General features: G+C 46.6%; 17 protein-coding genes. 5 read left to right on the forward strand and 12 right to left on the reverse strand.

The features are described from left to right. Positions 1-93: 93 nt before the first annotated feature. From ACQ5DJ_RS24555 to ACQ5DJ_RS24570, 4 genes are all read right to left on the reverse strand, one after another. Positions 94-597, reverse strand: a complete 504-nt coding sequence (locus ACQ5DJ_RS24555) for a TerB family tellurite resistance protein (RefSeq protein ID WP_007723788.1) — start codon at positions 595-597, stop codon at positions 94-96. Between the two features lie 142 nt (positions 598-739). After that, positions 740-2,122 carry a TraB/GumN family protein gene (locus ACQ5DJ_RS24560; protein WP_429844714.1) on the reverse strand — a complete coding sequence of 461 codons (1,383 nt, stop codon included), beginning with the start codon at positions 2,120-2,122 and terminating at the stop codon, positions 740-742. Between the two features lie 325 nt (positions 2,123-2,447). Further along, positions 2,448-3,920 (reverse strand): S-layer homology domain-containing protein, encoded by a 1,473-nt coding sequence (locus tag ACQ5DJ_RS24565; RefSeq protein WP_429844715.1) that lies wholly within the window; start codon positions 3,918-3,920, stop codon positions 2,448-2,450. 163 nt (positions 3,921-4,083) lie between these two features. Continuing rightward, complete coding sequence (locus ACQ5DJ_RS24570) at positions 4,084-5,280, reverse strand: DUF418 domain-containing protein (RefSeq protein ID WP_429844716.1); 1,197 nt, start codon at positions 5,278-5,280, stop codon at positions 4,084-4,086. Positions 5,281-5,526: 246 nt separating this feature from the next. Here ACQ5DJ_RS24570 and ACQ5DJ_RS24575 point away from each other — a divergent pair, with 246 nt between their 5' ends. The 4 genes from ACQ5DJ_RS24575 (at position 5,527) to ACQ5DJ_RS24590 (ending at position 11,166) form a co-directional block, all read left to right on the forward strand. Then, positions 5,527-5,955 (forward strand): exosporium protein C, encoded by a 429-nt coding sequence (locus tag ACQ5DJ_RS24575; RefSeq protein ID WP_429844717.1) that lies wholly within the window; start codon positions 5,527-5,529, stop codon positions 5,953-5,955. Between the two features lie 143 nt (positions 5,956-6,098). Next, complete coding sequence (locus tag ACQ5DJ_RS24580; protein ID WP_429844718.1) at positions 6,099-9,194, forward strand: N-acetyltransferase family protein; 3,096 nt, start codon at positions 6,099-6,101, stop codon at positions 9,192-9,194. 14 nt (positions 9,195-9,208) lie between these two features. Beyond that, the gene (locus ACQ5DJ_RS24585; protein WP_429844719.1) at positions 9,209-10,066 is read left to right on the forward strand and encodes an amidohydrolase family protein; all 858 of its coding nucleotides are present in this window, start codon (positions 9,209-9,211) and stop codon (positions 10,064-10,066) included. Between the two features lie 254 nt (positions 10,067-10,320). Further along, the gene (locus ACQ5DJ_RS24590; RefSeq protein WP_429844720.1) at positions 10,321-11,166 is read left to right on the forward strand and encodes a DegV family protein; all 846 of its coding nucleotides are present in this window, start codon (positions 10,321-10,323) and stop codon (positions 11,164-11,166) included. A gap of 90 nt (positions 11,167-11,256) precedes the next feature. Here ACQ5DJ_RS24590 and ACQ5DJ_RS24595 read toward each other — a convergent pair whose 3' ends face one another. The 6 genes from ACQ5DJ_RS24595 to ACQ5DJ_RS24620 form a co-directional block, all read right to left on the reverse strand. Further along, a complete protein-coding gene (locus ACQ5DJ_RS24595; RefSeq protein WP_429844721.1) occupies positions 11,257-12,171 on the reverse strand; it encodes an NAD(P)-dependent alcohol dehydrogenase in 915 nt (304 codons plus the stop codon). Between the two features lie 494 nt (positions 12,172-12,665). Next, on the reverse strand, positions 12,666-12,980 hold the full coding sequence (locus tag ACQ5DJ_RS24600; protein WP_429844722.1) for an iron chaperone: 315 nt from the start codon (positions 12,978-12,980) through the stop codon (positions 12,666-12,668). A 50-nt stretch (positions 12,981-13,030) separates the two neighbouring features. Beyond that, positions 13,031-13,468, reverse strand: coding sequence for a CoxG family protein (locus tag ACQ5DJ_RS24605; RefSeq protein ID WP_429844723.1), 438 nt, complete (start codon positions 13,466-13,468; stop codon positions 13,031-13,033). Positions 13,469-13,555: 87 nt separating this feature from the next. After that, complete coding sequence (locus ACQ5DJ_RS24610; protein ID WP_429844724.1) at positions 13,556-14,317, reverse strand: DUF4253 domain-containing protein; 762 nt, start codon at positions 14,315-14,317, stop codon at positions 13,556-13,558. Positions 14,318-14,441: 124 nt separating this feature from the next. Then, positions 14,442-15,338, reverse strand: a complete 897-nt coding sequence (locus ACQ5DJ_RS24615; RefSeq protein WP_429844725.1) for an iron-hydroxamate ABC transporter substrate-binding protein — start codon at positions 15,336-15,338, stop codon at positions 14,442-14,444. Positions 15,339-15,347: 9 nt separating this feature from the next. Then, positions 15,348-16,463, reverse strand: a complete 1,116-nt coding sequence (locus ACQ5DJ_RS24620) for a serine hydrolase domain-containing protein (RefSeq protein WP_429844726.1) — start codon at positions 16,461-16,463, stop codon at positions 15,348-15,350. A 212-nt stretch (positions 16,464-16,675) separates the two neighbouring features. On the opposite strand from ACQ5DJ_RS24620, the gene ACQ5DJ_RS24625 reads away from it, so the two are divergent. Next, on the forward strand, positions 16,676-17,242 hold the full coding sequence (locus ACQ5DJ_RS24625) for a DUF4062 domain-containing protein (RefSeq protein ID WP_429844727.1): 567 nt from the start codon (positions 16,676-16,678) through the stop codon (positions 17,240-17,242). Between the two features lie 109 nt (positions 17,243-17,351). Here the strand turns inward: ACQ5DJ_RS24625 and ACQ5DJ_RS24630 are convergent, their stop codons facing one another. Both ACQ5DJ_RS24630 and ACQ5DJ_RS24635 read right to left on the reverse strand, forming a co-directional pair. After that, positions 17,352-17,636, reverse strand: a complete 285-nt coding sequence (locus ACQ5DJ_RS24630; protein WP_429844728.1) for an imm68 putative immunity domain-containing protein — start codon at positions 17,634-17,636, stop codon at positions 17,352-17,354. A 16-nt stretch (positions 17,637-17,652) separates the two neighbouring features. After that, positions 17,653-19,326, reverse strand: coding sequence for a DUF6138 family protein (locus ACQ5DJ_RS24635; protein WP_429844729.1), 1,674 nt, complete (start codon positions 19,324-19,326; stop codon positions 17,653-17,655). Positions 19,327-19,664: the final 338 nt, after the last annotated feature.

The raw sequence follows: 19,664 nt of genomic DNA on the forward strand, positions 1-19,664 counted from the left end.
CATTTCTTCTCTATTGCTCTTTTAAGGAACTATCTTTTTCAAAAAACGAAAAAAACCTTCTCAAATGAGAAGGTTCTGAATTCGTATCAAAGATTAAACGGGAAGTGTCACTCTGTAACCTGGTTGGTTCTTTGGATGGTTTTGATTCACGAACACACCACGGTCATTTTTCAACACGATTACTTCAAAGAATGGACGGAAACGATCTTCCGAAATACCAAATGCAGTCAAGAACTTGCCAAACAGCTCTTGCTCTTCACGCTCAGGTTGGCCATCTGCCAGGGAAGAATCGATCAGGTTAACCAGGATGCACATTTTTTGAGCATCTGTGAGCAATGGAGTTACTTCGTTCAGGAATTTCTCGATAGAGTTATTGCGTGTATATTTCATAGCATTATCGAGCAACTGTCTGTTATTAGCACCTACACCAATCACGCCGTTGCTTTCTTCACCGCCCAATACAGCGAGCAATTGACCGATTTCTTCGTGGTCCATTTCTCCATCCGATTTCATCATGTAGAGCAAGGAACACGCGAATCCAAAATGAGGGGTCATTTCTTCCCCTTTATCTGTCTTAAACATATCAAACAAGCCCACGCAAAATACCTCCTATGTATGCCAAGATAGTATAATTTTACTATTCGCTGGATAATGTTAGCAACACTTGTCAAGGTAAGCAATTTTCCGGTAAACAATGAAAGGAAGTGCCAGCCTGCGCCGACACTTCCTTTTTTCTCTCTTATTTCAATTGTTGCACGTCATAGCCTTTTGCCCTCAAGTGATCGATAACCATGCCTTTCATCGAGAAGTGGGCAGCACCAACCACGACAAAAGAAGTCGTTTCTCCTTGTTTCTCCAACACTTCTGCGAGTTTAATAGCCATGTTTTTGTCTCGTTCACCGAGCAGACGCTGATTGACTTCGCCTTCACCGAAATCGCCATGCGTCGTCATGATCTGGATAAATCCATTCAGGTCGCCTTCTACCCATTCTGTCTGCATGTCTTTTAAGAGCTTTGTGCTTTCTTCCAGGCCTTTTTCGGCCATAACACTATCTAACATGATGTTCAATTCTTTCTCCTGCTGCTCTGCAGGAACACCTGACAGCAAGTCCGCTTGCAGCTTAATGCCCTCCAGCTCGTTGATCGGCTTCTCATCCAGCATCGCCTTCGTCAGGAAGTACCTGTCGATGCCGGATAGCATTGCGAACTGAACATCCGTTTCGCCGTCCACGTAGCCAAGCGTTGGTACAGACAGGGAAACAGCAAACGGCTTGTAGGCGTCAAAAGAATTGGCTGGCAGTTGCAGCTTTGCAAGCAATTTTTGCACCTTTTGATACGTCTCAGCGGATACATGATCCTTCAGTGTCGTGCCATCGGTGTATACCATTGTTTGTGTCATATAATCAGTGTCACCGTTGATAATATCGGCTTCCACCCACAGTTCATCCGACTCTTCATACGCTTCTCGGATGTCTTTTTGCATTGGGTACATCTCTGCGATCCCCATGTGAATCGAGCCCAGTAAGTACATGGTGTTTTTGCCGTTGGTCACTTTCCACATGAGACCTTCGGCACCGCCGCCCACCGTATCGTATGCGAACTCGACCAGTCGGCTCGCCATCACCGTTGCTTGTTCAACTGTGCTTGGCTGGTTCAGCTCGAGACCTGTGCTTGTCCCTTTTACCAAGCCTTTTTTCTTCATGTAGTCAATCGGGTTATCCCCGGTCATTTCGAATGCTGCTGGCAGTTCGTAGTTCGCCAGGAGTTTGTATAAAGAAGTAATGACTGCTTCTCTGGTAATGACCTTATCAGTCGGAAAGGATAAGGAAGCGTTCTTTTTCTTCAGTCCCAGAAGATCCAGCTTTTTCGCTGTTCCTTCCATCAAGGTAATAAATTTGTCAGCAGGAATTGATTGCTGAAAAGAACTTTCTTCATACCACGCCAGTGGAAAAATTCCGTATTTCTCCCCTTCGTTCAACGTTGTTACCGACCAAGGGCTGATTATGGGAGCTACGGGAGTCTGCCCGTGGACAGGAAGCACATACCCTAGCAAAAGCGCCAAACTGAGTGCACCTGTACCCGTCCAACGAGTCAGCTTGCTCCAGCGTTTGTTTAGTTTCATGAAACTTTCTCCTCTCGATTCTAAGCTGAATGATTTGTGCCATTCTATCTTAATGGTAGATTATACCACAACTTTCTGGAAGAGATAACCGAATGATAGAAAAGAATAGAAAATGCGACCATTTTCACTATACATAAAAAGCATCGACATTGATCGTCGACGCTTTCGTTTGACGATTGTCCCCATCCAGTTGGGCATGGTGGAAGAATCTACGAAGATCGCTGTTCGGTAACGCTCATCATACACAAATCCTGACATCATGTGTGTCATCATTAAAAAACTCACCCTCTTATTTTACAGGAGGGTGAGTCCTTTTTCGAAATCGTTACTTCATAGATGCTTCTTCAATTTCTTTATACGCCCAATGACCTGGTACGACATCCGGCCATCTTTGCGGGCCAGCCTGGTTCTGTGGTACGCGATTCAGCACGCGATTGAGAATCGTTACGGCCTCGGCACGAGTCAGCGCTTTCTCTGGCTGGAAGGTGCCATCGGGATAACCTGCCATGTAGCCTTTTGCAACAACCGCTGCAATGATTGGAGATGACCAGTGATCTCCCCTCACATCAAAAAAGGCAGTGCCCCCTCCCGCACCTTGCAAGGCCTTGTACTTGTAAATGACCGCGGCTATTTCCGCTCGGGTAATGTTGGCCGCTGGACGGAATGTGCCATCTGGGTAGCCGCTCATCATACCCGCTGCACTTGCTTGATGAATCGGATTTACTGCCCAGTAGTTGTCGGCTACATCGAAGAACCTTCCCTTATTCGCAGAAGACTGGCTCACCATTTCAGCGTTCAGTAAAATAGCAGCCATCTCCGCACGCGTCACCGTACGATCCGGTTGAAACGTTCCGTCAGGATAGCCATTGATATAGCCACGTTCTCTCTTACTTTTCTTATTGGTTGCAGGGCGTTCCTCTTTCTTATCTGTAGAACTGCCTCCAGTGAAAAAGCTGTTTGTCGGCGTGGTATAGGAATCTTTTTTACGGTCTCTGTCCCGGTCCCGATCTCTGTATCGGTCATCCTCATCCTCTAGATTTCTCCATGCTTTTTTCAAATCGTCCAGAGCGTCGTCTACCTCCGACTGCCTGGCATGTGGATCGTCGATGACGTCCCATGCATGTTCGAGTGCATCTTCCAAATCACGCCAGCTTGATCTGGTGTAGTCGTCCTCATCTAAATCCTTGTCCTCGATCTCTTCCACTTTAGCTCTCAATTCTCTTTTATAGACCGCTTCATCCTGCCTCGTCAAATCTTGTCTCGCTTTGATCAGTTTCTCTAGGGTCACATCTACGACAGTCTGGCTCGCATGCGGATCATCCAGCACAAAGTAAGCATTGCCTAATCGATTCTGCAGTTCTTTCCAACTGGTCCTCGTGTAATCTTTTTCTTGCAGCTTTTCCACTGCAATTTCCTCTACTTTCGTTTGCAGTTTACTCTTGTCGACTGTAACATCCTGCTTCTTCAGGCCTTCTCTTGCTATGACTAACACAGACAAGGCATCATCGATTTCTGCTTGGGTGACATTTGGCTTTGTCAGTACGCCTTTTGCAGCATCCAACGCATACACAAGCTTGCTCCAGCTGTCAGGCGTATATTTTTCCTGGATTAAATTCTCGGCGTTAATTTCATTGACTTTTCCTTGTAAGTGACGTAGATCTACAGTGGTTTCTACCGCGGCAGGTGTTTCCTCTGCACTTGCTGCTTGGCTTACAGGCACGAATATGGATGCTTGGAAGATCAAGCAAAAGAGGCTAAAGAAAACAAGACACATTACTGCTCTTGGAAAACGTCCCAATTCCCATCCTCCGTTCTTTACGATGATCTTTTTGACCATCTTTTTCCAACCGTTGACATTATATGATGGAGACCGATAAGAGGATTCATATTTTTAGAGGCCAACAATTAAACAAAAAACCAAGTAGCCAATAGAGCAGCTGCTTGGTTTTTCATTTCTGGTGCTACGCAGAAATAGGTTTTTCTGGGCGTTGCTTTGTCTGGCCGGAGATTGAAAAATTCGTCCACATACGCAATAGTCGTTCCACTGGGCCATAACGGAATCGTTTTAGATACAGCGGGCTTAAGAAAAGCTGTCCCACATAAATCACGATCGCTAATCCGCAACCAGCCAATACCCCGATCTTTCCGAACCATCCGAGTCCATAGCCATAGAAGATCGTCGTACAAATGACGGTTTGCAAAAGGTAATTCGTTAAGGAGAGTTTACCCACAGCTTGAAACCTTGGCAGCCAAGTTGATTCCGTGCTTCTGGAAAAGAACCAAACAAAGGCGAAAATGTAACCGATAGCAAGAATGGTTCCCCCCGATATCTCACCGACGCCACTCCACCAATTTCCCGGCAGATACTCATGTAATGCTTTTAACAAAAGTCCCGCTGGCAAGAAGATTAGCATGTTTCGGAAATACGAGGTTCGTTCTTCCTCTGGTTTCTCGAACCACCTACGTCTCGCAGCATACATCCCAAAAAGGAACATGGGTGCGCTCATAAGCGGCGCGAGCAACAGTAAAGCAATCATCATGTATTCTGGCAATCCAAGCGGGTCTTCACTGCTTCTGTGATGCACGATCTCCTCGTATGTGCCCGTACCATAGACAGTCATGGTTTTGACAACATAAGCTTCCATACGGGCAGGATCGGTAATACCCGCAGGATCATTCGGATCATCTGGAGCAAGCCCCATTAAGCTGATGAGGCAGAGTAAGACAATCCCCCAAACGAGCAGTGTTTTCGGTTTACGGTTCATGAACAGCAACAGAAAGAAGCCCATCATGCCATAAAACCCCAAAATATCCCCTTCCCACAGGAAGTACGAATGAAGGAGACCAAGTCCAATTAGCATCAAAAACCTGCGGGTAAGGTAGCGTTTTTGCTTCAAACCTTTGGCAGCCAAGCTTTGTTGCATCTTGATCATGCCAAAACCAAACATGAAGGTAAAAATCGGCATAAAGCTGCCTTCTACAAATATTTTCACAAGCTTATAAGCTGTCATTTCATAATCGGGGAGGGCGTATAAATCCATTTCTTGGCTTCCCCAAATCCCATACTGGAAAATCAGCATATTCGCCATCAAAATCCCTACTAAACTAAATCCACGCAAGCCATCGATGATGCGAATGCGGTTCTGCTTTAGCTCCATGACTATCACCTCAAGCCTGATTGTAATGAACTAAGCTTAATGGCTTCTAAAGGGCACCTTACCGTTTCCTTAATTTTACATCCCTTTTCTATTGTTTATCCGAACCGCTACCAAACAGCCTATCAAAAGGCACCCTTTGTCTATCAGATAGATGACTTAATTTTGAATAGTATCGTGACCTCGTCCAATCACTCTCCCGTTGTCCAACATAGTTTGAGGTATCAAAGTAAAAAGGGGGTGATATTATTGGTACGTATTCTCGATAAAGCAGCCGTTCAGCCACGCCGTCGATTCAACTTGGCAAATTCCTTTACCATCAGACGCTCGCCAGGAAGGTCTCGCCTCGCCACCATCCGCATCAGAATCCCATCCAGAAATTCCCAACCGAATCGTGTTGAATTAGTGGCAACGGTTGGTGTTCGGGGGATTACCGGTATTGCGCAAATCCTCTTCCGCGTATTTCGTGATGGTAGAGAGATTTTCAACACTCTCCAAGGTATTGAATCTACTGGTTCTGAACAAAACTATGCTGTCACCTTTCAGGCAATCGATAGAAATGTAAGAGCAGGTACCCATAATTACACAGTAACCGCAGAAAACCGAACGGCAAATACCAGAGCTGATGTTGTAGGACCCGTTACTTTTAGTGGACTCGCAGTAAAAACGAGAACCTGAATGTGTTAAAAAGCACCTGAATAAGGTGCTTTTTTTTCGCATGTGCTGATTCCTTTTCTGAAAACTAGAAACAATTCTGTCGATCAAACGTACAACTCTTAGAAGATACATAATTTAACAATGTAATCGAGGTGTTAACAAGCATGGAAGCATCAATCTCAATTGTCACCTACCGCCCTGAGCTGGCCGCAGCGGTCGCAGATATGTGGAATGCCAGCCGAGATAGCTGGGGAGGCGGAAATTCGATTACGACAGCGGAACAAATCAGACAAGAAGAAGCAGCTTCTGACGCTATCACTGTCTATCTCGCAATGGAAGGTGAAACGGTCGTTGGTTATTGTAGCCTGGCCGAATATCGGGAAGATACCGGTGCCCTCTACATCCCGTTGCTCAATGTACGTCCTGACTATCATGGAAAAAAAGTCGGCCGGATGCTGCTTTCATGCGCACTGGAGAAAACGATTGAGCTGGGCTGGCCGCGACTTGATCTGTATACGTGGGCAGGAAACACGAAGGCTGTTCCTTTGTATAAGAAGTTCGGCTTTTTCTGGGAAGACCGGGACGACGCCACCCATCTGATGAACATGGTTCCTTCTGTGCTCCGTACCGAAGCGATCGCCCACTATTTTGAGGAGCTTGACTGGTATCAGGACTCCACGAGGGAGATCGCTGTAGAACCAGATGGACGCAAGGAAAACGGCTTTGATTACTTCACATACTCCTGGGCAAAAGGAGAAAAGAGCTTGCGCGTGGAGTTTGAGCGGCGGGGTCGAGGCATGCGCCTCATCGAGACGGAGGATTACCTCGTGTCTGCCGAAGCGGAAAAGCTGGAGCTGGTCTTTGGACGGGAGTATCAAATTCACTACCGGATCGTCAACAAATCAGGCAAGCCGTTACAGATTGCGTTAAACGGACAACCGAGCGACACGATCCGCTTTGATTATCAGCACGAGCTAGCTGTAACAGGTGAAACGACGCTGTCAGCTACCTTTTTTGTCGATCCAATCACAGAAGCGCAAAGCATCTGGCGCACGCATCCACGTGTTTGTACCAACCTGCTGATCAACGGCAAGGCAGCTCTGTTTGAGGTAGGAATCCTTCCCAAGTTTCCTGCTACCCTTTCCTTGCATGTACCTGGCCTCTCCTATCCGGGACAGACAAAGCTGTTTTATTTGGACGTGGAAAACAACTTTGCAGAAGAAGCGGAATTTTCATTCGAGCTGCCCGTTTGTTCATTTTTTGACTTACAAGAGCAACGCCACACTTTGAAACTGGCTGGCAAAGAGCGAATTTCGCTTCCGCTAAACGCTGACCTGTATGAACACGGCTTTTACGAAGCCAACGTGCAGGTGGAGGCAAAGCTCACAGATGGCAGATCGGTTTCTTTTGCCAAAAAAATCGGAGCTGCCTTTACGGGACTTGGTGCAATGGTGTCGGGAGAAACAGAACAGGCTTGGCAAGTTCACCATGGCCGCCATACGCTCTACTTGAACAAGGAAGATAATGAGATGACCGTTGTCGGCGGGACAGGTGGGGAGCCAACTAACTTCCTCTACCCCAAGCTCGGCAAACCGTTTTCCAGCGAGTTCTCGAAGAAGCGTGCCGAGAAAGTTGAGTTTATCGTGGAAAAGGGAGCAATCGGCATCCGTGCAACGTATCGCTCTGGGGCATACCCGCAAATTGTACTGGTTAGCAAAACGCTCCTGTTCGGAGATGGTACCGTTGAACACGGATTGGAGATAGAAAACCACTCTGCCGACAAACTGACTACTGAGCTTTGGCTTAACCAAGGATTTAGTCACAGTTTTCATCGCCCCATTGTGCCGTATCAAGGCCGTTATGTTGAAACACCATCCTCCTACGGCAGCGATATGGATTATTGGGATGCAGAGTTAGTCAGTGAAAACTGGCTGTTTACACAGGATGAAACGGCCCCCTGGGGAATGTGCTGGCCTCCTGAATACCGTTTTGATATTCAAGGCTGGTATGTCACATTGGAAACCAATCTCGGCATGCTTGCTCCACATGAAAAAAAATCGTTCGGTCCCTTCCACTTCTCACATGGGGGTTATGCTGACTGGAAAGAGTTCCGTGCCTTTGCCCGTAAAGAACCTATGCCAGCTGACCTGATCTTGACCTCTCACCTGGAGTTGAGCGCTAATGGGCAAAATCCGTTTGTCACAAGCAAGGAACTGGATATACAGGTGATTGAATACAAGCAGCAGTACTTGGACGGAGAACTGATGGCATCTCTTTTGAGTGAGTCAGCTTCCGAACAAACGCAGAGCTTTACAGAAGATGAGGAAGAGACGGAATCTGGCTTCTCCTTCAAGACGCCGGAAAAACCATATGACCTCGTGCAAGTAGAGGGTCGTTTTGCCACGCATGTGTCACATTTACAGAGTGCGATTTTCCCAATTGGTCAAGGCAAGGTCATACAGGAGCAAACAGTGGAAGAGGGACAGCAGGTCTATATCGCCGACAATGGACGATTGCGGATCAAAGCCGCTCCAGATTTTGCTCCGACGCTCTACTCGCTCACAAGCAATGGGCAGGAATGGCTGGACAGCGCCTTCCCTGAGCGGAAGCCGAAATCTTGGTGGAATCCGTGGACAGGTGGAATCGGCAACTACATTGAGGGGTTAAGCGCGTTTTCACTGGTTAAGGAAGAGCGTACGGCGTCCTTTGTCGAGCTAATCGACAACAAGCAAAATGCGTGGCAGGGAATCAAGGTGAGCTACCATGTGAAAAAGCAGGAGAAATATCGCGGGTTGACTTGCCATCAGTATTACTTGCTGCTGCCAGGAGTACCTGTCCTCTGTCATACCGTAGAGATCGAACAGAATACCGGAACGTACTTTGCTGGCAAAGATTTAGCCACTGACATCTTTTTGCAGCCAGGAACCGAGGACGAGGCGGTATGGCTGAAAACCATCGGTACGAATGGCGAGGAGCTCAGCTACAAGCTGGCACAAGGTGAATTGGATGTCCTTGAAGTGTCCAATTATGTCCTTGGGCGAGCTTCCAGCAAGGATCAGTTGCATATCGTTACTGACCTCGATACGGCGGACCTCCAAGTATACGCAAACAAGGAAGTGGCTGTAGCTTCTGTCATACGCGAACTGAATCTGCCAAACAACAGCACTACCTTTACTCCGCCTGTCTTTTTCCTGTTTGCCGATAGCACGCTTCCATCCAATGCCTTATCTGACTTACGGGCGATACGCTTTGCCAAATAAGGGAGGGCTTCACAATGAAGATCATTGATGCGCATATGCATTTATCCCATATCGAGGAATTCAAGCGGACAGCGGCAGAAAAGTCGTTTGTCGATTACTCCGTCGCTGGTCTCTTGCAAGAATATGCCGAGAATGGCGTGATCCTTGGGATAGGCATGGGCTTGACAGAGACTCAGCCAGACGGCTTTCCCGATGTGGAAGCTGTCACTCCCATGGGACTAGACCTGACAGACGAGTTGCCGCCACAGTTCGTCTATTGCCTGGGAATCAACCCGTTCAAGCTGGATGAGGCGGCAGTGGCACGCTTGGAAGCTGACCTGCAAAAGCCCAACGTGGTCGGGCTGAAAATCTATCTGGGCTACTATCCCTTCTACGCCTACGATAGCGTCTACGATCCCGTCTATGCACTCGCAGCCAAATACCAGGTACCTGTCGTCTTTCACACCGGCGATACGTACTCGGAGCGCGGACTCTTAAAATACTCCCACCCTCTCACACTGGACGAGGTGGCGGTGAAGCATCGAGACGTTACTTTCATGATGGCCCATTTTGGCGATCCGTGGGTACTCGATGGGGCAGAAGTCGTTTATAAAAACCGCAACATGTTTGCAGATCTCTCCGGCTTAATGGTCGGTGACGCAGCCAATTGCAAGCGACTCGCGGACTCCCCTCTCTTCTTCTCCCATCTGCGACACGCGATTACCTATTGTGATCATTACGACAAGTTTTTGTTCGGGACTGACTGGCCGTTGGCACCAGTGAAGCCGTATATCCAGTTTGTACAGGAGCTAATCCCAGCCGAGTATCACGAGGATGTGTTTTACAAGACAGCATTGAAGGTGTTTCCCAAGATCAAGCCGTTGGTTGAGTAGACGATACAAATCCCATGTCTCTTCCTCTCGAAGAAACATGGGATTTTTCTTGTCTGTGTCCCCTTTCCCCATTAATCTCCTCTCATTTGTTCAATAAAACTTCTTCTATTTACGACAAAAAACGACAGTTTTCGTATTATGATAGAATATGCGAGTTTGCTTATACAACATCAGTAACGGACAACCATGAAGCTTTCGCTAGTAAAGATAGAGCAAAGTTAGGTTTCTACTACAATGGGGGAGGACATGTTTCCTTGAAGAAAAAAATTGCCTGGGTTACAGACAGTACCGCACTCATACCTGATCACATCCTGGAAGAGCATGACATCTACGTCGCTCCACTGGAGATCATCTTTGAGGATGGCACTTATGAAGACGGTATTGATTTAGCGCCTGAACAGCTTTATCAAAAAATTGTGCAGGCCAATTATGCTCCCAAAACGTCACAGCCTTCCTTAGGAAAATTTGTGACGCTCTACGAACGATTAAAGGAAGAGTATGAATGCGCGATTGCTGTCCACCTCTCCTCTGATCTGAGTGGAACCTACAATACAAGTGTAACGGCAGCCAAGATGGTAGACTTCCCTGTAGAGCCGGTAGATTCCAAGCTGATGTCGTATCCGATTACCTCGATAATCTTAAACGGAATCGAGCAAGCCAAAGAAGGAAAAGGCTATCAGGAGATTGCTGCTTCCTTGCGTGAGGAATACAAAAAGTTTGAGAACTATATCCTGGTTGGCAGTCTCGACCAGTTTTACAAAGGCGGCCGAATGACCGGTTTGCAATATTTCATCGGCAATCTGCTTCAAATCAAGCCAATTTTCCAAATTAAAGATGGGCTGTTTGAAGTATATGAAAAGGTTCGTACCGAAGGGAAAGCGGTCAGACGCATGCTGGAACAGCTGGAGAAAGCCAAGCAGAATTACTCCGTGAAGCACGTGCAGATTTTGCATGGCAACGTCTTGGACAAAGCGCTGGAACTGAAAGAGAAAATTCAGAGCAAGTACTCCGATGTCGAGGTGTTGATTGGACCGATCAGTTCCACGATTGGGGCACATGCTGGGATGGGGACGCTGGCGTTGGCTTGGCGGAATGAATAAGTAATTGGTCTTCTAGATAATGGGGTAGTCTCACATGCCGATTTTTTCGGCATGTGAGACTACCCCTTGGACTATTTTGGCACAATTTCATCATGTTTCAACCTTGATCACCACATTCCCCTTCTTCCGCCCTGTCTCCACATACCTATGTGCCTCCTGTACTTGTTCCAGCGAATAACGTCTATCAATAACTGCTTTTATCTGCCCTGCTTCCATCAACTCTTTAAGAAAATCCATATCCTCCGTCCGCACCTTTGCAATCCCTTGCCCATCCACAGTCAGGAAACCCCCGTTCGGCGCCAGTACTTTTACGCACTCCGATTTCCTTGCTTTCCCAACCGCATCAAATACAAGGTCATACTGCTCTTCTTTTTTCGTAAAATCTTCTTTGGTGTAATCGATCACCTTATCGGCTCCCAACGATTTCACCAAATCTAAATTGGCAGAACTACATACCGCTGTCACCTCAGCCCCAAAATGCTTAGCAAGCTGTACCGCGGAGGTCCCTACCGATCCAGAAGCCCCGTAGATCAGCACTTTCTGCCCCTTTTGGAGCTTTCCTTTTCGAAAAAAATGCAAGGCGGTCGTTCCCCCGAAAGGAATCGAAGCGGCTTCTTCATGTGTTGCGTTTGTTGGTTTTAACCCCACGATTGCGTTTTCCTTCAGACAGATGTACTCCGCATGCGCACCGCATCGCATCCCGCTTAATGCATAGACTTGGTCACCTTTTTCAAATCGCTTTACATGTTTTCCGATCGCTTCGACTTCCCCAGATAGCTCGACACCAAGAATAGGATTTCGCGGTTTTGTGAGACCGAGCACGAGGCGCAGGGGAATCCAGAGAAAGAACGGACTTTGGAAGGCTCGTATTCTGCAGTCTCCAGATGTAACCGTAGTTGCATGAACTTTTATCAGGATTTCATTATCTTTAGGAATTGGCTTCTCTACTTCTCTTAGCTCCAAAACATCTGGCGATCCGTATTTCGTGCATACCACAGCTCTCATTGTCATCCTCCTATGCTGCACTTTGCCATTGAGTATAGCGGGGGCATGCGTTCAAGCAGGAATGTGATCGCATCGTCGAGTGGCCCCGTTTTCAATACGTGGAAATCATCGAAGACAAGAACAAAAGGGTTGGGTATTGCGATTATTTCATGAAGCAAAATCGTTGATCATTCATTCGATTGGGAGAGGTTGAGGAGAATGGAGCAAAGGAAATATGCCCGATCCAATATTCGGGTCAATGTTTTTCAGAGCTGTGAAGAGGTAAGTAAGAAAACGCGAAGGGTCGATCACCCTTGGTGAGCCATTCACTGACAAGTGTCGTTTTCTCGGAGCCTGCTGGTGCTGAAATGACCGTCAGTTTACGATTTAGGCCCTCGTTTATCTGATCAATCCGATGACGGGTAACGGTCTTCAACTGTGGCGGGGGCATATACAGTTTGGTGATTACAATTGGAATCGTCATACAAAAAGATAAGGATCGCCGTCTCTAAGCGTCAACTCCGCCGACTTTTTGATTGACTCTCTGCTTTTTTCAAGTTGCTCGCTACTCGGTATTGGACGATTTTCCTAATCAGATCATAAGGTATGTGCTGATCGATCGGAAATTGCAAGGTTCCTTTTGACTTGTGATATTCCTTCACTTCCTCTTTGAACTCCTCTATTCCGCCTGGCGATGGGTAAAACCCGATATGATTTTTGAAAGCAGCGAAATGCACCAGATTTCCATGAAGCGCAAAGGTAGGCATCTGGTAGCTGATCTTTTCCTTCGCATCCGGCGCCTCCTCCTTTATTATCTCCCAAACGTGCATGACACAAAAAACACGCCGAACTGGCGTGTTTTCGTTTTAGTGGCAAGGATCTATTTCGCAATACATTTTCCAATAGCCTCCACGAGCTCCCTCGTAGTCTTGGGCAGATTGGATTTCAGAATGGAATTGATCATGGGGCCTTTCACACCATGGGCGGTGATATCCAGACACCCCGTCATTTTCGTCCGCGCCTCACCTAGTGCCTTCGCTTTGAAGTAACCCTCTCCGGTAAAATTCCCGCTGATTCCTGTCAGGTTGAACCTCACCTCAGTTGGCGGAGTCCATTCCGTGATATCCACTTGCAGGCTGATCGTTTTCTTCATGATGCCGATATCGCCTGTAAACGTCCAAGCGACACGACGTTCATTGATTACCTCGTGGCTGATGTAGCCAGGTACCAGTGGAACCCAATTCTCCACTATACTCACAAACTGCCATACCGCCCCGATGGGCAGGTTCAGCTCCACATCATGTATTCCTTGAGGCATGATTTGCTCATTCCTTCCCCCAGTGTTCTTTGGTATCTTGTTATGTTTATTGCCGGAACACGGGAGATATTTCAGGAATATGGCGAGTTAATCCCACCAAAAAAGCCATACATCCTGTTTCATCAAATAATCGGCGTAATGCCCTATGGAAGGAAACTCATCCAAGACGTACTGACAAAAGATGAAATGCTCTTGAGCTAGCTTTAGGGCCTCCTCGTAGGTCTGAGGTCTTGAACCAGCTTGAAAAATCCAAGCGTCCTCTGTCACAGCGAGAATCTTGATCCCATACGCTTCCTGCCAGTGCTTTACGATAACCGACTGGTAAACGGGCAATGGGCATTCATTAAAGCCGCCCATTGGAATCCACAACGGCGCTTCATAACCAGATGCTAGCGGCAATTCCAGGACAATCAAGGCCTCATCCTCTAATCGATCCTGTACCCATTCTTTACTGATTTGAAAGGACTCCGTCTCTGTTTCACTGAGTTGTTCATCGATTAGCTCCTGGCCTTCCCATATCAGAGAATATGCCCGATAGATCTCTTCAAAGTTCTTTCCATCCAAATTTTGTAGCTCGGATGAAATGTCTGTATACAAAAGTCGAGATTTTACAATTCTCTCAAAGACATCCTCTACGGACAAGTGATGAACTTCCTCTAGCTGGTTATGTACATAATCAGAGAGTGAGCCTTCTTCGTCTACAGCTTCTTCTATCATCTCTAGTATATTAAAGCTAGGCAGGACCAAGATGCTGTGCTTATCTACCTTTGTAGCAGGTACCGTGAAATCCTCCGCCGCAACCACTTCTATGTCACATTCCTTTAGGTAATTCGACAACTCTTCTACCATCGTCACACCTCTTTTGTTGTTGTTTTGTTCAAGTCATAGGATTACTTCTCTATTTTACTTCAATTTCCATATACAGTGGAAATGAACAAAAAGCAAAAAGAAAAATGCTTGGATTCCCAAGCATTTATGATTTGGCAAGAAACTGTTCCGTAAAGATTTTCAGCAAATATTCGAGTGTGATCGGATCACTGTATGTGGAAGCTTCTGTGTCAATCTCAATGATGCGCTTTTGTTTGACAGCCGGGACATTTTTCCATGTCGCGGATTGCAAGAAATCATTGGTACTACCATTTCTTCTGCTGAGGATGAGATAATCACCAGCATAGTCAGGAATCGCTTCCAACGATAGCTTATAGTAACCAGGACCGAGAACGTCCTTTTTTACTTTGTCTGGCATGTTTAAGCCCATCGCTTGATAGAGGATTTCCGTACCGCGCGCCCAGTTATTTCCGAAAACATAAAAATCCTTCGTGTCATACTCGAAGACAGATACCGTTGCGTTTTCACCGATTTTCGCTTTAATTTGTTCACCGGCTGTTTTTGCACGGCTCTTGAAATCATCAATCCACTTCTGGGCTTCCTTTTCCTTGTTCAACAGCTTGCCAATCTCCAACTGCTGTGACAAATAATCCGGTTTGCCCCACGTAAACACGACAGTCGGCGCAATTTTGCTCAGCTGATCAAGATTTTTCATTTCTGATCCCGCCACAATCAGATCAGGTTTCAGGGCAAGGATTTTCTCCAAATCTGCATCCGATACGACTTCCACATCTTTTAATTTTTCTGTAAAAAGCGGATTTTGCTTCGTCCATTGATCGACTCCGACAAGTGTACCTTCCATCGATACAAGATTCGGGGCATTTGTAAGACCGATGATTCGTTTCGGTTGTGTCGGAACCTCAACAGGTCCTTTTTCCGATTGGTAAATCACTGTTCCCTCTTTCGTTTCGTTGTCTGCCGCCGGTGTCTCTGGCTGTGCAGGTTGAGCTTGTTGAGACCCACAAGCGCTAAGCAAGAGCACATTTCTCTTCTACTTGTCAATATTGGAAGCTTGACGGGGTTTGGCCTTCGCTAATTTGCACAGCACGTGAAAAAAGAGATAGTTCATCCCTTTTGCTTGATAAGTAGTCTGATTGAAGCTCCCGATCAGATATACCTCCATATTGGGGAAATAAAGCATGTAGCTGCCGCTCGCCCCTAAGTGACCCCACCCGGTATACTTTTGCGTGAACGGAAGAAAACGCATCCGCATGAGTCCATATCCATAATCCATGCCGATCCGCATGTTGTTCCACTGCTGCATGATCTCGAGCGTTTCTCTTTTGATCATCTGATTGTGGACAAGTCCTTTCATGAAACGCAGCTGATCTTCCATTGTACTTACGGTTTGCCCACCTGCGTAAAAACTGCTGAAGCTGCGGTAGTTTTCTACGTTTATTTTTACCCTATCCAAATGTAGATGGGCTACGGGATGTTCACTTTTACTGACGGGATTGGAATACTGGGATAAATAAGAGTGATTCATTTGGAGGGGCTTAAATATGTAGTCATGGAGAACTTCTTGGTAGGGTTTGGCAGTCACCTTTTCAATCACGAGCCCTAACAGATTGTACCCTGTATCTGTATAATGAACGCGTTTCCCGGGTTCAAAGTGCGGCTGTAAGTGCTTTTTCGACCATTGTATAGTTTCTTGCGGCGTCCAATAGCGTGAGGAATCCTCCAGAATCTCTTCTAGGAATCCTTTCCCCTGCTTCGGCTTTTCTTCAAAGAAATCTGGTAATCCAGAAGTATTGTTGAGTAGATGCTTGATCTGAATCTCGTTTGTGTAATCTTTTCCTTTCCAGATGTGAAGATCTTTTCGAACCTCTGTGGGTAAATAGTTGGCAATGGGGTCTTCAAACGTAACGAGACCTTTTTCTGCTAGGATCGCTACGATGACAGCCGTAAAAGCCTTGCCCACACTAGCCGTGTGATAGGGTTGATTCGGGTTGGCTGTCCCTCCACCAGTATTGCCAGCTGCTATTGGCCAGTGGATATCCAGCTTATCGGAATGGATTAACAGATATACATTGTGCAGTTGTGAATCAGAAGCTACTTTGGCCTTCAGGTTGCTCTCTATTTCACTCCTTATCAATTCATTGCTCATTTGTCTTTCCCCCACTTCACTTATCATCAAGGACTTCTGTGCGGCTACTGATAAGCTATGTGCATTCTCTTGCCCATTATGAACAAAGGAATGAATAAGCTCGGTATTAATTAACAATTCCGAGCCTTTGTCAGGAATTAACGATTCGCTGGAAATTAAAGTGAGTGAGTGGTAGATTCTATTTATACTAATTCTTTCATTTAGGTGGGCCTATGAGAAAAAAATTACAAATTTACATATCGTCTACTTACTACGATCTTATTGAGGAAAGACATACCGCTGTTGAAGGTGTACTTCAAGCCGGTCATATCCCTGCTGGAATCGAGCAATTTTTCAAGGAAAGTCCAATGAAAATTAGGAAGAGATGGATCGACGAGTCCGATGTATATATCCTGATTCTCGGAGGATTCTATGGTTTAACGCTTCCTGATGAATCCAAGAGCTATACACATTGGGAATATGAGTATGCCGGAGAAGCGGGCAAACCTAGATTTGCTTTTGTTGTCACAGATGAAGCATTAAGACAAAAGCCATACGACTTCGAAGCAATTGAATACTATCAGAAGTTTCAAGAGTTTAAGCAATCTGTCATGGAACAAATTCCTACTTATTATGTTGAAGATGTACGGCACATTAAAATGGTACTTCGTGATCAATTGCCGGAGTATGCAGCAAGAGACGATTTGTACGGCTGGTTTTCCGGCAAGGATGTCCCGGACGTTCAAAAGCTGTTGGAAGAGAATGCAAGATTAAAGGCGGAGTTAGAGAAAAAGAAATGAAAGAGAGGCTGGCACAACCAGCCCCTTTCTTCCGTCTTCCATTACTATTCTCCTTTAATGCCAAAGAACGCCCCCCAAATGGTAGGATCGTTATCACAAACGATGCAACTTATACCAGCTCATCTGCGATCATTTTTGCCTTTTCCGCAAGCTCTCTCATATCATCGGCCGGAACAAGCTCGGCTAATTCGTAAGCCAGCGGATTACGGGAAAACTTGTACAATTCATCCCGAAGCAGGTTCCTTTTTTCTTCAGAGGCATCTATATAAATTTTGCACGGCTGCCTATCCTTATCCAAATCATGCAAATCGACATAGCCTGATTTTTGAGACTCCAACACAATGGCTGAAAGATCGATTAGAGATGAGCAGGCAATATCAAGTATCAATGCCACTTTCACCGAGCCACCGTCAGGCTATACCCGCCGCCTTTAGCAGACGAATGATAAGCTCCTTGCGCGGTCCCTGCGCCTTGCGAGCCAATGCAGCTAGCTTCTCCGCCTTGCCCCAGATCGGGTACAGTACCCGCTCAGCCTCGTCATCCGACAGCGTCTCTATTTGCTGTACGAATAGCGACAGCTTGTCTTCGCTATCTAGCTCTGGCTGAATCTTCAGCTTAAGCGAATCATGGGAGCGCAGCAGGCAGGCGATCAAGGTCGGAGTCGAGGTTTCCGTTATTCCATAGGTTTCGGCAAAAACGACTGTGAACTTGTCATGCACCAGCTGATGCTCATCATCCACAAAGCCCATGTAAGCTTCAACAAGCGGAAAATACCGCTCGGACGAAAGCCCCAGCCCGAACACAGCATAACTGCCCGGCATTACGCTTCTTTCGCTTTCCGTATCCTCGTACCATTCATACTCTTTCATTGCCTCTCGAGCGTATTCCTCCAATAACGGGTGTAGCTCGGAATAAGCCAGAGCATTCGCAAAAAATCGGTGCGTGTCCGATTTGGCTAGCCCCTTGATGGGCAAATTCTCTCTCACGCTGGATTTCAACTTGATTTTATAGCTTTTCGGGAAGTCCTTTCGGAGCAGGGAGAGAATAAACGAAATCGCCCGCTCGTACGCCCCGGCTTCTTCCTTGCGAATAACGATTGTGAAGAGGGAAAAAACATCGTTAGCCTTGCATTCGACCATTTCATGGCGCAAATGGACGTCTTCTTGCGAGAAGCTATCGCTTCCATCCTTCAGCATACGCGCGGCTTTACCGCTGCCAAGCTGCTTCGCCAGCTCCAGAAAAGTCTGACCCTTGAATTTGCTGAATTCCGGCTCGTAACGAATAATCATCACCGCTCCGTACAACAGTAGGTCGATAGGCTGATTCGGCTCATCCTTGTCCTCAAAAACAGCATCCGGCTTGATCACATACTCATTGGTCCTGTATTCGGAACGGGTGACGTTATAGTAACACGGCAAAAATACATTCTCGACCCAGTCGGTCAAAGCTCTAATGATATCTCTTCGATGCTCCCCGAGAGCCTCAACCTGTTCTTTATTCAACTCCTGAATCCGGTCAAATAAAGCTATCGTCTTTGCGGCTTCCGGTTCGGGGAACAAATACGGATCCAGCAGATGACGCGCCAAAAAGAAGGTTTCCCGCCTGTTTGTCGGGTGAGAGCCCTTCTCCAGTTTTTCCTCCATATAGGACTGAATTCGCTCCAGAAGCTGCCGCTTTTTCTCTTCATATACCGTTTCCAGCACCGTTACTTCCACAAGCCCGTCCACCGTTGCGAAGGTTCCATGGAAGGTAAAACGGTAGTTGATCAACGGCGACGTTTCCAACTTGGCTAGCCTCTCCCTTACGATTTCCGCCAGCAGGGGCTGAACCTCATGCAATATCTGCTCCCGTGTAAAGGGTGAAGCTTTTATCGACTTTTTGCCTGCGGCACTCCCCACCGATTTCGAACTGTCAACCCTAGTCCTGCCCGGCCGATAATCCAGCATGACAAAGTTAAAGATGCCTACTTGCAGCGTGGTGCGTAAGACCACTTCCTCTGTGTCCTTTCGATTCTCCTGTTCGTCAAACCATTTATGAATGGCCGTTTTCATCTCTTCCAACGCTTCATTCTGCAATTCGTTCATTGTCTCCCGCCTTTTCCGTGTTCCCTCTTTTCTCAACTTAATCATACTATGAAAATGGAAAATCTTGTTGAAACGATATACCGCTCCCTGAGATATGCAATACTGCGCATCAGTGATCCCAACTTTGAATATACCTCAAGTAATTTACGACTTTCATCACCGGGGATCCGATTGTTCCTTACACCAAACGAATATGAAAGCAGGTATCATCAGACGGCGGCTCTGACACACGTGGGCATTTTCAGTGGACAAAAATTATGGAGGTGAAGGTGTGTATGGCTAACTATAATCGGCGTCAATGCGAACGAATAATATCTGACAGACCCGGCCGTGCCTCG

Source organism: Brevibacillus sp. FIR094 (genome assembly GCF_050477165.1).
Taxonomy (GTDB): Bacteria; Bacillota; Bacilli; order Brevibacillales; family Brevibacillaceae; genus Brevibacillus.